General features: G+C 38.7%; 12 protein-coding genes and 3 pseudogenes. 4 read left to right on the top strand and 11 right to left on the bottom strand.

The features are described 5' to 3' along the window. Positions 1-721: 721 nt before the first annotated feature. Together ACLJJ6_RS11095 and ACLJJ6_RS11090 are read right to left on the bottom strand one after the other, a co-directional pair. Positions 722-934, bottom strand: a complete 213-nt coding sequence (locus ACLJJ6_RS11095) for a hypothetical protein (protein WP_010625611.1) — start codon at positions 932-934, stop codon at positions 722-724. Between the two features lie 356 nt (positions 935-1,290). Continuing rightward, entirely contained in the window at positions 1,291-1,878 is a 588-nt protein-coding gene (locus tag ACLJJ6_RS11090; RefSeq protein ID WP_412990508.1) for a site-specific integrase, read from the bottom strand. A gap of 103 nt (positions 1,879-1,981) precedes the next feature. Between ACLJJ6_RS11090 and ACLJJ6_RS11085 the strand changes: the two genes are divergently transcribed. Then, positions 1,982-2,260, top strand: coding sequence for a plasmid mobilization protein (locus ACLJJ6_RS11085; RefSeq protein WP_003625288.1), 279 nt, complete (start codon positions 1,982-1,984; stop codon positions 2,258-2,260). Next, on the top strand, positions 2,250-2,552 hold the full coding sequence (locus tag ACLJJ6_RS11080; protein ID WP_010625626.1) for a type II toxin-antitoxin system YafQ family toxin: 303 nt from the start codon (positions 2,250-2,252) through the stop codon (positions 2,550-2,552). Before ACLJJ6_RS11085 ends, ACLJJ6_RS11080 begins: the two co-directional genes overlap by 11 nt. A gap of 199 nt (positions 2,553-2,751) precedes the next feature. Here the strand turns inward: ACLJJ6_RS11080 and ACLJJ6_RS11075 are convergent. The 3 genes and pseudogenes from ACLJJ6_RS11075 to ACLJJ6_RS11065 form a co-directional block, all read right to left on the bottom strand. After that, a pseudogene (locus ACLJJ6_RS11075) lies at positions 2,752-2,835 on the bottom strand (KxYKxGKxW signal peptide domain-containing protein); the annotation flags it as partial. Between the two features lie 181 nt (positions 2,836-3,016). Beyond that, positions 3,017-4,075 (bottom strand): DUF916 and DUF3324 domain-containing protein, encoded by a 1,059-nt coding sequence (locus tag ACLJJ6_RS11070; RefSeq protein WP_412990506.1) that lies wholly within the window; start codon positions 4,073-4,075, stop codon positions 3,017-3,019. Between the two features lie 84 nt (positions 4,076-4,159). Then, the gene (locus ACLJJ6_RS11065; protein ID WP_412990505.1) at positions 4,160-4,747 is read right to left on the bottom strand and encodes a WxL domain-containing protein; all 588 of its coding nucleotides are present in this window, start codon (positions 4,745-4,747) and stop codon (positions 4,160-4,162) included. Between the two features lie 333 nt (positions 4,748-5,080). Between ACLJJ6_RS11065 and ACLJJ6_RS11060 the strand changes: the two genes are divergently transcribed. Continuing rightward, positions 5,081-5,880 (top strand): IS5 family transposase gene (locus ACLJJ6_RS11060; protein ID WP_088899809.1). Its coding sequence is split into 2 segments (ribosomal slippage): positions 5,081-5,351 and positions 5,351-5,880, totalling 801 coding nucleotides; the frame shifts between segments, so codons are not numbered across the junction. A gap of 129 nt (positions 5,881-6,009) precedes the next feature. Here ACLJJ6_RS11060 and ACLJJ6_RS11055 read toward each other — a convergent pair. From ACLJJ6_RS11055 to ACLJJ6_RS11040, 4 genes and pseudogenes are all read right to left on the bottom strand, one after another. Then, on the bottom strand, positions 6,010-6,330 hold the full coding sequence (locus tag ACLJJ6_RS11055) for a DUF5388 domain-containing protein (protein WP_412990511.1): 321 nt from the start codon (positions 6,328-6,330) through the stop codon (positions 6,010-6,012). Between the two features lies 1 nt (position 6,331). Beyond that, the gene (locus ACLJJ6_RS11050; protein ID WP_228987420.1) at positions 6,332-7,144 is read right to left on the bottom strand and encodes a ParA family protein; all 813 of its coding nucleotides are present in this window, start codon (positions 7,142-7,144) and stop codon (positions 6,332-6,334) included. Between the two features lie 996 nt (positions 7,145-8,140). Beyond that, complete coding sequence (locus ACLJJ6_RS11045; protein WP_412990510.1) at positions 8,141-8,341, bottom strand: hypothetical protein; 201 nt, start codon at positions 8,339-8,341, stop codon at positions 8,141-8,143. A 53-nt stretch (positions 8,342-8,394) separates the two neighbouring features. After that, positions 8,395-8,480: pseudogene (locus ACLJJ6_RS11040) on the bottom strand. A 327-nt stretch (positions 8,481-8,807) separates the two neighbouring features. On the opposite strand from ACLJJ6_RS11040, the gene ACLJJ6_RS11035 reads away from it, so the two are divergent. Then, positions 8,808-9,607, top strand: a protein-coding gene (locus ACLJJ6_RS11035; protein WP_088899809.1) for an IS5 family transposase whose coding sequence is annotated in 2 segments (ribosomal slippage) — positions 8,808-9,078 and positions 9,078-9,607 — 801 coding nt in all. Because the reading frame shifts where the segments join, the coding sequence is not laid out codon by codon here. A 52-nt stretch (positions 9,608-9,659) separates the two neighbouring features. Here ACLJJ6_RS11035 and ACLJJ6_RS11030 read toward each other — a convergent pair. Both ACLJJ6_RS11030 and ACLJJ6_RS11025 read right to left on the bottom strand, forming a co-directional pair. Then, positions 9,660-10,138: pseudogene (locus ACLJJ6_RS11030) on the bottom strand (DUF536 domain-containing protein). Next, entirely contained in the window at positions 10,131-11,066 is a 936-nt protein-coding gene (locus tag ACLJJ6_RS11025; RefSeq protein ID WP_412990509.1) for a replication initiation protein, read from the bottom strand. Before ACLJJ6_RS11025 ends, ACLJJ6_RS11030 begins: the two are co-directional and overlap by 8 nt.

Raw genomic sequence — 11,066 nt, 5'->3', positions numbered from 1 at the left:
GCTGTACCTCCTAATGATTACAAATTAATTTTAGATTATGTTTATCAAGTAGTCAACTTTATAGTCCTACTTGATAAACAGACAAAACCTACTTGATAAACAGACAAAACCTACTTGATAAACAGACAAAACCTACTTGATAAACAGACAAAACCTACTTGATAAACTTCTATAAGCCTTGGGAGAGTAAGGCTAAAGAGGGGTCTAAAAGAGGTTTAAAAGAGGTTTATAAAAGAGATTTAAAAGAGGCACCACTGTACAAGATCAAAATCTAAAACAAAAATACAAAGGAGTGAGCCCAAAAACAGGCTCACATTAAACTCCAGTCGCTACGCTCCTTGCGCCTCACTCTGTTCGTTGCCTACAAAGGAGTGACAAGCCACATTTAATCGGGCGCTAACGCCCCGAACCCCGTCCAAGCTGAGCCAGCTTGACCGCTTTTTCACTCGCCGTTAGGCAGGAAAGCAAAGTTTCTACAAAACTTTGGCTTTCGCCATTTCAGTGTTAAGACTGGTTAAGAGCTGTCAATTCCTTATGCTCCCACGCTGCGCTCGTCCGCTACCATTGACAGCAAACAGTTAGTTTTTCTGAATCTCAACAAGAATCTAACTGCTATATTCGTTTTTAAGGGCCTTATTTCTCGTTTCTAGCGATTTTGAGACTGTTTATATATATTTATACCAAAACAAAAATAAAAAGCCCTCAGCAGGCTTTTAGAGGGCTAAATAACGAAGCCAGGACGATTAATAATATCTTCTTGTCTTTTTTGCAAAACATAAGTATACAGGGAATCATACAAATTCTTTTTGATCTCGTCAGGTTCATTGAAAGAAGCTTCAAACAATTCTTGAATATCAACTTGCCAAGGATCAGCAAGCATTTCATCAATGGTTTTTAATACTTTCTTTTCGTCCATCTTGATTACTCCTAACATCAAAATAATGATTTCAGTTTAGATTTACAGATTTTACAGTACCGTTATTCAAAATTTGTTACCAAACTTATAAATATTCTTTGCACAGAACGATTAAAAAAATGGCTTAAAACAGCTTAATCCGCAACACTTTTCAAATATTTAAAACATAACAATCTTAGTTTAGGTGCAAACATAAATTGAATTAAAAATATGCTCAATTAAATAACGAGAAAAATTGATTGTATGGTTATCAGCAGACTGAGTAAAACGAGGTCAATGTGCGCACTTACACATAGAATTTATTCTATGTTGTGCTAGGCCCATTAAAAGCCTGTATCAGAAGTCGCCGTTGGCGACAACAAAATCAAACCAATTTAACCAAAATCAATTTGGTTCAACATGTTTTCTGTACTTGCTTGATCCAAGCCCAAATAAGCTAAAGTCATTGATTCACTTGAGTGATTTAGTAAGTGCATTACTAGGCCAATATTGTAATTTGATTGCGTGTAGACCCGATAAGCCCCAGTTTTGCGCATCGTATGGGTCCCTAGATAATTAATTCCTAACAGATCGCCAACCTTGCTCATAATTTTGTAGAACTGTTTTTCCGTGATATGGCGTTCTGGGTGTTGAATGGACGGAAAGAGCCATTCAGAATCCAGCTGATGATCAAGTAGCCATTGACGGTACAATAAGAGCTCTGTTTGAACAGGTTTAAGGTACAAGGTATTAGGTTTACCAGTTTTTCGGTCGTGAATAAACGCATTTTGTTTAATAGAACCGTCCGGATTAAAAATATCGGCCTGTTTTAAGCGCATGACATCACTGACTCGCAGCAGTGTCGCTTTACCAACTTGAAAAATCGTATAGTTACGTCGGCCAGCTTTAAAGTTATTGAGTAACGTATCTTGAACCTCTTTAAGAACGTTTGAATCTTTGATGGGTAAGACAACTTGTTGCATAAGCTGTTAGTTCCTTTACTTTAAAATTAATTTAGTTGCAGAAAACCTAAAAATCGAATATTATAACGTAGTACGATGGTAAACTTAAAGGAGGCGGATTAGAATGAGTAATACTATTATTAAAAACAAGACAATTTCAACTCGTGTAACACCTGACATTAGTGAACGGGCTAAAGCTAATCTAGCAAAACAAGGGCTAACCGTTTCTGAGTATATACGCTTATCGTTAGTTAAAGCGGCCAATAATGAAGTTCGATTAGTCAGCTTTTTAGATTCTCCGGAAGCCTTAGCCGCTAAAAAAGAAGCAGAAACAGGGCAGGTCAAAAACATTGGTTCATTGACTGACTTTGAAGATTGGATCGATAAGTTAGATGCAAATTAAACAGACCAAATCTTTTGAACGTGAATTAAAAAAACTAGTCAAAAAACATTTCCCAATAACTGTCTTGAAGCCTTGCTTAGAAGCAATTGTTGAACAAGATGTACTTATTTTGAAACAGATTAAAGATCATGCATTAAAAGGAAATTGGCGTGGCTATCGTGAATTTCACCCTGCCAGATATGGAAACTATGGTAAAAATTATGACAACTGGATTGTTATTTATCAGCTAGATCATGATGAATTGATTTTGTTATTGGTTGCAACTGGCTCCCATGAAATCTTGAATCAATAGCTATAGTTTAGGGACACTTATAAAAAAATAAATTAAAATAGCCCCCAATATCTACATTATAGATATTGGGGGTTATTCTTTCAACGTTTTCGAGGGGGCATTTGTTAATTATAGTCCCTAATATAGGGACAAAGCTTATTTGAAAGTTTTTCTCAAACACATCATGTATTTTAGACTGTGCCACTATTATTCTCTGTTATACCAGCCAGAAACGCCCTTTTTTGTACATTTTATAAGTTCTTTTTTCAGTCAAACGTGCACGTTGTAACCGTCGTTTTTGCATTTTCCATCACCCCAAAGCCTTACTCGCTTTTTCACTTTAATCATTTATTTATATATTTCATATTAATGATAAGTATGCCGCTTTTACTAATAAACCACCTAATGATTATTGTGATTACAACAAAAAAATAAGTACCCACTCAAGACCATGCTGGTCAAGATGTGGCTACTTATTTAGTCGGTTATGATTGACGTTTGTCATTCAATTGTTTTTCTAATTCTTTAATCTTCTTCTGCTTGCGGCGAATGTACCAGATCAGCAAGATGATCAAGAGTAAAATCAAGAGGCCAATGCCGATATACAGCCACCAGTTAGGGCCCTGCTTCAAGACCGCCGTCGGATTCAGATTAGTGGCCTCGCCCTGCGTAATCACGAAGTTCTGCTTAAATTGCCAGTGCTGCTTCTTGGATTTGACCTTGACGACTGCGGTGTACTTGCCAGCCTTCAGAGCATTTTGTCCGGTTCGCACCGGTAATTTGTAGATTGAACTGGGTGCCATCTGACCGTTAGTCAAATTTTGATGGTAGACTACTTTTTGGCCGCCACGATGGTAAATCTTGATCTTCGTTTGGACCTTATTCAAGTAAGCCGCCGTGTGATTCACTAACGGAAAGTTGATGACGTTGCGGCCGTTGAGTTGCTTGACCGTGATTTTGTTCATCGTGAGGTGGTTCGTCGTCAAATCGCGATCACCATGCAGAACAACGGCTTCAGTATAGGCATACTGATTATTGACCGCGACCGCCTTTTTTGTTTCAGCAGCCGTTGCCTTTTTCAAGAAAGTCAGCCCACCAGCCAAAATGCCGTCATACGATTTGGCCGGCATCTTGATTTGAAACTTGACGGTCTTAACTTGTCCCTTATCCAGCTTAACTTCGGACTGGTCAGTCGTCACCAGTTTGGCTAAATCATACGGCAAATCCGCACTTTTATTTTCAGTCGCCCGCTGATAAGCCACCACACCATTGATGTTGGTCGTCGCCTTTGAAATCCCAACGTTGATCGTAATTGGCGCATTCGAGGTATTGTGCACCTTCACCGCAATGGTCTGGGTCTGTTTCGGTTTTAACTTTAAATCAAAGTACGAAACATTCGAATCGACTTGACTACTCGAACGCACCGGACTGATCTCAAATCCCACGGCTGAATCAGCCTTCGCTGACTGGGCCATGCCACCCATGAACAGACTCATCACACTGACTAATGCCGTTGCTAGTAATGCTCGCAATCGTTTCCCCACACTCATCACGCCTTTTCTCTCAAATTAAGTCAGGATATTGGTTCGACCAACATCATCATACCACTAGTAGGCTTCACGCTCACTTTAGTTAGATGGCGTATCGCCTAAGTTCCAAGTCAATGTTGTCGTGTAGCCTTGAGCAAGCTTAGGCGTTGCACCCGGAACAGCTAGTGTAGAACTGCCGAACGTAAACGTCGAGATCCCGTTACCGTCACCATCTGAAGCTGAAGCAACCGTGCCTGCAGCGCCATTAGTGGTCGTACCGCTCGTCGTCGTTCCAGGAGTCAAAGTGGCGTTCCCCGTATTAACCGTTGAATCACTTGAAACTTTGGTGCTAGCAACCGTCAAGGCAGCGTTCGTCAACGCTGAGCCACTCGCATCCGTCTTCGTATTGAATTGTTGGCCTTGTGCCACGGTCAATGACCAGCCGGCATTCGTCCCCCGCAAATCACTAACTTTTACCGTTGGCGTGGTCGAAGCACCCAAAGTCGCATCAGCTGCCGAAATCGTATTTTTCCCAAATGAAAGGTTCGTATTATCCACTGACAATGATAGTGTCCCACTTGAGAAGGTCACATCACCTGTCGAATCCGTATCCGCGGCGTTTGCAACCACCGTATTTGTCCCTAAAAGTCCAGCAACAACCATTAATCCCAAAACCATTTTTTTCATTACAATCGGCTTCCTTTCAAGTACCTGATTTATTCACAAAGAGCCTCAGCTCTGGTATAGTTAAATTGCTAAACAAAACCACATGAGAGAAGATGACTCTATATTGAAAAGTTTAAAGGAAATGGCATTAAATTTCAACCGCGCGTTTTATAATCAAGTTAGCCAAATACTTTTAGCTTGTAATTTGCCAAGACTTTTTTTATAAAAGCTTTGCTTTTTATTTTGCAATAAATAATGCTAATGTAAGTGACAGAATAATTAGAACGTGTTTGGATACTTTGACATTCGATTTGATTTTAGTTAAATTAGATCAAAAACAGGAGTTTTTAATCCATGAAAAGCTTTGCACACCATTATAGTAGCGACATCTCTCGTGAACAATTTGAACTAATCCGGACAGATCTAGAAGGCATACGTAAGCGGACTAAGCCAAGAAAGGTTGATTTATATGATATCTTTTGTGCCCTGCTTTATACCTTGAAAAATGGGTGCGTTTGGCGCGATTTACCCAGTGATTTTCCTAAATGGGAAACCGTCTATTATTACTGGTTACTTTGGACTAAAACGCCATCTCCTGCTGGTATCACTCCTCTGGATAAGGTTTTAAAAAAATTGTCAGCCAACATCGGTTGGCTCAGAAGCGTTCAGTTTATACATCGTTCATCATTCTAGATGCTCAAAGTGTCAAGAATACCGATCCTGCTGAAAGTAGCGGCTACGATGGTGGTAAAAAGGTGAGTGGGATTAAGCGCCATCTTGCTGTAGATATCAATGGGCTGCCGATGGCAGTCCATGTGACAACCGCCAATGTTTCTGAGCGTGATGGCGCCAATGCGCTACTGGCGTTAAACAAATCACAGTTTGACCTGGTTCAACGAGTAATGGCCGATGGTGGTTATACTGGTAACAACTTTGCTCAATCAGTTCAGGCAATGATTAACGCTGAAGTCATTATTGCTAAACAGAGTGACCTTAGGCACGGTCAAGTGACCCCGCAACGCTGGGTTATCGAACGCAGTTTTAGCTGGCTAGGAAAATATCGGCGCCTCTGGCGCAATTGTGAGCGAAAGCTGAACACCAGTAAGATGATGATTAGCTTAGCCTTCCTGCGAATACTCTTGAAAAGATTCTAAACACGTTCTAATTGAATATTAAATTTGCTAATCCCCTGCGCTTCGGCGTGGGGGATTTTTTGCGTAAAAACGCTCCCCTCACCTGATATTACTGGCAAGGGGAGTTATTGGCTGCGTGATAATGTAACATTATGAATTGCTTTTTAGTGAATCTTTTTGCTCAAGAATGTTGAACATTCTGTCAAATCTCAATTTTTCATTATTTTCTAGTCCATCAATTGATTCATTAACTAGCTTTTGGACTAAATCTTTTTGGGAATTTGCCATTCCAATATTAATAAGCGATGAGATTTGATTGCGAATGTGGTTGTCAACGCGAATATTGACGGGGAAAGAAGTGTTTGCGGTCTCCTTAACTACATCATTTCTAGATACTTGATTATTAACAACGACTTTTGCGCCACGAGTCAATTTTGGTTTGGCTGGCTCATCATGATTCAAAAGACCCATCTTAACTACCTAACCTTTCCACTATTTCTTGTGCGACACCTTTAAAAGCTTCATGTACACGACTGTCCCATACGTCTTTTGAATTATCTGTGATTCCGGTCATGTCCATACGCTTAATTCTTTCCATAATGGTTATTTTGTTTTTGAAAATACTATCTTCACCAAATTCTGCTATTGCTGATTTCAAAATTTCTTCGTCAACCTTAGCCTTTCTTTTTGATAACACTGGCAATATCCCCATCACATCAACGGACGACCCGAAAGTATTTATCAAAGTATCCTGTAAGTATTTTAGTAATATTTCTGCACCAGACAATGACCTTTCTTGGGTTTGCAATACCACAATGATTTGGTCGCATGCGAAGAAAGCTGTGTCATTTGGTAAGCTTATAGTTGGTGGTACATCGATAAATATGAAGTCAAACTTACTTTTTAATGGTTCTATTTTTGTTTTTAGGAATGAAACCTTTTCAAATTCAGTCGTCAAATTTTTATCTAAAAATCTATTGTACATACTAAAGTCGACAGCATTGGGTATTAAATCTAAATTGTCCATTATTGATATGCTTATTTTATTTAAATCAGTGTTGTCATTTAAAGCCGACATGAGTGACTTTTCAATTGTTATTATTTTATTATCACTAGTGTTACTTTTTGTTTTTAGAAATAAAGAAGTAAGATTTGCTTGAGGATCTAAGTCGATAGCTAAAACTTTATATCCCATTCTAGCAAGGCTATAGCTTGTAAGCGCAGTTGTAGAAGTTTTGCCAACTCCACCTTTGAAGTTTAAAAAAGAGAGCGTTGTTGCTGTCATGAGAGACCTCCGTTAAAAATTTATATTTTTATCATAACACACCTTTACAAAAGTGTTAAATGTGTTATAGTTTCACCTATAACAAAGTGTTAAATGTTATGTGTTAAATGTTAAATATATAATGTTATGTGTTAAATGTTATGTGTTAAATGTTCTAGTTGCCCATAAATCAATGTTTTTATTGATTTATGAGGTTAGATAGATTAGCATTTGTAGTGAAATATAAAAGAGCATATAAAAAAACACCCACTGACTGGAATCAGTGCGTGCCAAACAAGTTTGTATCGAATACTTGTATTATATCATGGCCGGTGCGATTTTTAAAGCCCTAGGGGACAAGCTGGGGTCTAAATCTAAGGGGACACGTTTACCGGTGCGACTTCAATAACGACCGGTTATATCACATAAGGCCTTAGACAATCAGGCTGGTGACGAATGGTGAGGGCGACCATTAACGGCCCGGGTGGTAAAACGATGCTTCGGCATGGTGATCACTAGTAGCTGTTAACCGAATAAAACTAAATACGTGTTATCAGCGTCCATTAGGGCGTTTTTTAATGGACTTAACCGAGAATGTAGGTTGATACTAATGGTTGGTAGCAATACCGCAACTGATTGTCCAAGCGATGCCCGAACGACCGAGCGTTACAACAGGTGAGTTGCACTCTAGCTAGATAGTCATTTTAACTTTGACCGTCTGACTAGGGTACAACTCTGCACTCAACCACTTCACTCCCTCGCATTACAGCAGGGGTAAACCAATAAGTCAAATAAATTGAATAAATACATAGAAGATTTCACTAACTTTTTTAAAATAAGAATACTGTTAAATTAGGATTTAAAATGATTGTTTCACCTATACCAATTTGAGTTCACAAAGTCAGAGTAACGAAACGTTGAGTTTACAGGTTACTTTGATTAATAGGGGTTATGTAAACTAGATAAACAAGTAAATAAAAAAGGTGGCAAAGCAATTAAGATATGCCACCTTTTTTATTATTTAGCATGTTTATACCCGGACAAGCCGATAAAATATAATATCGCGATTGGCACCCAAATCACCATAACAATTGCTTGTGAAGGAATCCAGGTTGCCAGGATAAATAGTACGGCTAATATTGGCAAAAAAATGTGGCCTAGTGTTCCTAATATCTTCCATAGTGCTAGAAAGATGACGATCATTATTAGTAGTCCCATTACAATAATTCCTCCAAATTCCCCAGCTTTTAGCGACATCCGTATCTGGTAAATGCGAGCGGCAGGAGTCGAACCTGCATCTGAAAGTATCTAGTCAGCAACTCAAAGGAGTACTATTCTACCGTTGAACTACGCTCGCATGTTGCCCGCTAGGCTGGTAGTGGGCGAGGGTGCTACTTGCTTTGATGCTGAACCAGATAGTTGCGAATAGCAAGAGCAAATAAGGCAATTGCCAGCGCAAAACATCCAATCATAAACACAATCCAACCGTATGCTTCAAACCAAACAATCACGTTCACTAATATCCCAAATCCAATGAACCACCATAGCCATTTAGTGAAAAATTTATATACTAGCCATCCGATGATAATAGTAAATCCAATTAATGCCATGAGAACGTGTTTGGATACTTTGACATTCGATTTGATTTTAGTTAAATTAGATCAAAAACAGGAGTTTTTAATCCATGAAAAGCTTTGCACACCATTATAGTAGCGACATCTCTCGTGAACAATTTGAACTAATCCGGACAGATCTAGAAGGCATACGTAAGCGGACTAAGCCAAGAAAGGTTGATTTATATGATATCTTTTGTGCCCTGCTTTATACCTTGAAAAATGGGTGCGTTTGGCGCGATTTACCCAGTGATTTTCCTAAATGGGAAACCGTCTATTATTACTGGTTACTTTGGACTAAAACGCCATCTCCTGCTGGTATCACTCCTCTGGATAAGGTTTTAAAAAAATTGTCAGCCAACATCGGTTGGCTCAGAAGCGTTCAGTTTATACATCGTTCATCATTCTAGATGCTCAAAGTGTCAAGAATACCGATCCTGCTGAAAGTAGTGGCTACGATGGTGGTAAAAAGGTGAGTGGGATTAAGCGCCATCTTGCTGTAGATATCAATGGGCTGCCGATGGCAGTCCATGTGACAACCGCCAATGTTTCTGAGCGTGATGGCGCCAATGCGCTACTGGCGTTAAACAAATCACAGTTTGACCTGGTTCAACGAGTAATGGCCGATGGTGGTTATACTGGTAACAACTTTGCTCAATCAGTTCAGGCAATGATTAACGCTGAAGTCATTATTGCTAAACAGAGTGACCTTAGGCACGGTCAAGTGACCCCGCAACGCTGGGTTATCGAACGCAGTTTTAGCTGGCTAGGAAAATATCGGCGCCTCTGGCGCAATTGTGAGCGAAAGCTGAACACCAGTAAGATGATGATTAGCTTAGCCTTCCTGCGAATACTCTTGAAAAGATTCTAAACACGTTCTCAGTCAATTAACTATATAACATTTTGGCTAATATAAGAAAGCTTTACCAAAAGTGCCACCATTTTTTATCGCTTCTATTTCTATACACGTCCTCTTCTGAGGTATTATTTTGTTGTTTCTGAAATGTCCCAGAAGTTTCAAGTAAGTCACTTGTTTTTTGAATATGGGCTTTTAACTCTCTATTTTCTTCTACAGTTGTTAATTGTAGTTGTTGTTGCTGATCTATTAATTTTGTTAGATGCTCTATTTGTTGGTCTTTGGCAGCAAGCTGTTTGTCACGTTGAGACTTTAAATCTGCTACTTCTCTTCTTAGAGTAGCGATTAGCTCATTATTTTCTTCGCTAGTCTTTGTCTCTTTTTTGCTACCTTATCTCTAATAATCCTTTCAGCTGTAAGGCTAATCATGTTTGTACCTTGACGATCTTTTTGTCGGTTCTTTGTTGGTAGTCTTTGGTAGCGATATTGAATAGTCTGCTTGGAGACCTTCAATTCATTAGCAAGTTCTCTAATAGTTTTAGGCATGATTTCCAAACCCCTTTCGGAGTTCAGCAAGTGCTTCTTGTCTTGCTTGATCTCTTATTTTTTTATCGTGCTCGGCCTGTTTATCAGCCAATGCTTGTTTCTCAGTAGATCCTAGTGGTAGGCCTTTTACTTTATCAGTAGCGCGCCATTTTTCTTGTTCTGTTAGTTCACCATTATGCTGAATATTAAAAAGCTTTTGACGCTCATCTTGTAATTGGCCTTGTGAGAAATCATTGGCATCTTTCTTTTCGGGTTTCCAGGTAAACGAATAGCCAATAACTGGTTTCCCACGCCCTTTACCATATTTTTTTCTAACCGTTAATCCTCTAAACAAAGGAGTTAATTCTTCTTTAATGGGTTTTATAACAAATTTATCGACGTTAGAGGGACTATTCCAGTAACTTTTGGGCATATCTAGTAATTCAAAAAAGTCTTCTTTAGAAAAATAAGCATATCCAGTGGTTCTGAACTGTTTTAGTAACCGAAACATTGTTTTTGCGTAACTACTTTTTAAATCTCTAAACTCTGCCAACGCATAACGAACCCAACTTTCAAGCTTGTTTAAAAGGGGTAAAGCACGTTCATAAACTTTTACGTCTACATAAGGTTCTTCTGCATCTCCATCAATTTTAAATTCTGTAAACAAAACAAAAAACTCTCGAGTTAATCCACTTTTACTTCGTCTACCAAAATGTAATCCCATCATTTTTTCATAAGTTCTCTGAATGTCATCTTCAAAACGGTTATTTGCAGTAGGTTTATAAGCACTTAGCTCTTTTAATTGATCAAAAGTAAAACGAATGGTCTGATCACTCTTATCACGCATACGAGAAATAATCGAAAAAAATAAATTCATTTCAACTGGAGTAAATTTTCGAAGTGGAATGGTATTTAACTCTGGATCATATTTAATAATTTCATTTCCCAT

This window comes from Pediococcus siamensis, assembly GCF_047220215.1.
In the GTDB taxonomy this organism is placed as follows: Bacteria; Bacillota; Bacilli; order Lactobacillales; family Lactobacillaceae; genus Pediococcus; species Pediococcus siamensis.
This window is presented reverse-complemented; position numbering and strand designations above follow the sequence as displayed.

Coding starts and splice junctions, on each gene's coding strand:
- ACLJJ6_RS11085 (WP_003625288.1), top strand. CDS start 1,982: ATGAGTAATACTATTATTAAAAACAAGACAATTTCAACTCGTGTAACA.
- ACLJJ6_RS11065 (WP_412990505.1), bottom strand. CDS start 4,747: ATGAAAAAAATGGTTTTGGGATTAATGGTTGTTGCTGGACTTTTAGGG.
- ACLJJ6_RS11025 (WP_412990509.1), bottom strand. CDS start 11,066: ATGGGAAATGAAATTATTAAATATGATCCAGAGTTAAATACCATTCCA.
- ACLJJ6_RS11080 (WP_010625626.1), top strand. CDS start 2,250: ATGCAAATTAAACAGACCAAATCTTTTGAACGTGAATTAAAAAAACTA.
- ACLJJ6_RS11055 (WP_412990511.1), bottom strand. CDS start 6,330: ATGGGTCTTTTGAATCATGATGAGCCAGCCAAACCAAAATTGACTCGT.
- ACLJJ6_RS11045 (WP_412990510.1), bottom strand. CDS start 8,341: ATGGGACTACTAATAATGATCGTCATCTTTCTAGCACTATGGAAGATA.
- ACLJJ6_RS11090 (WP_412990508.1), bottom strand. CDS start 1,878: ATGCAACAAGTTGTCTTACCCATCAAAGATTCAAACGTTCTTAAAGAG.
- ACLJJ6_RS11095 (WP_010625611.1), bottom strand. CDS start 934: ATGTTAGGAGTAATCAAGATGGACGAAAAGAAAGTATTAAAAACCATT.
- ACLJJ6_RS11050 (WP_228987420.1), bottom strand. CDS start 7,144: ATGACAGCAACAACGCTCTCTTTTTTAAACTTCAAAGGTGGAGTTGGC.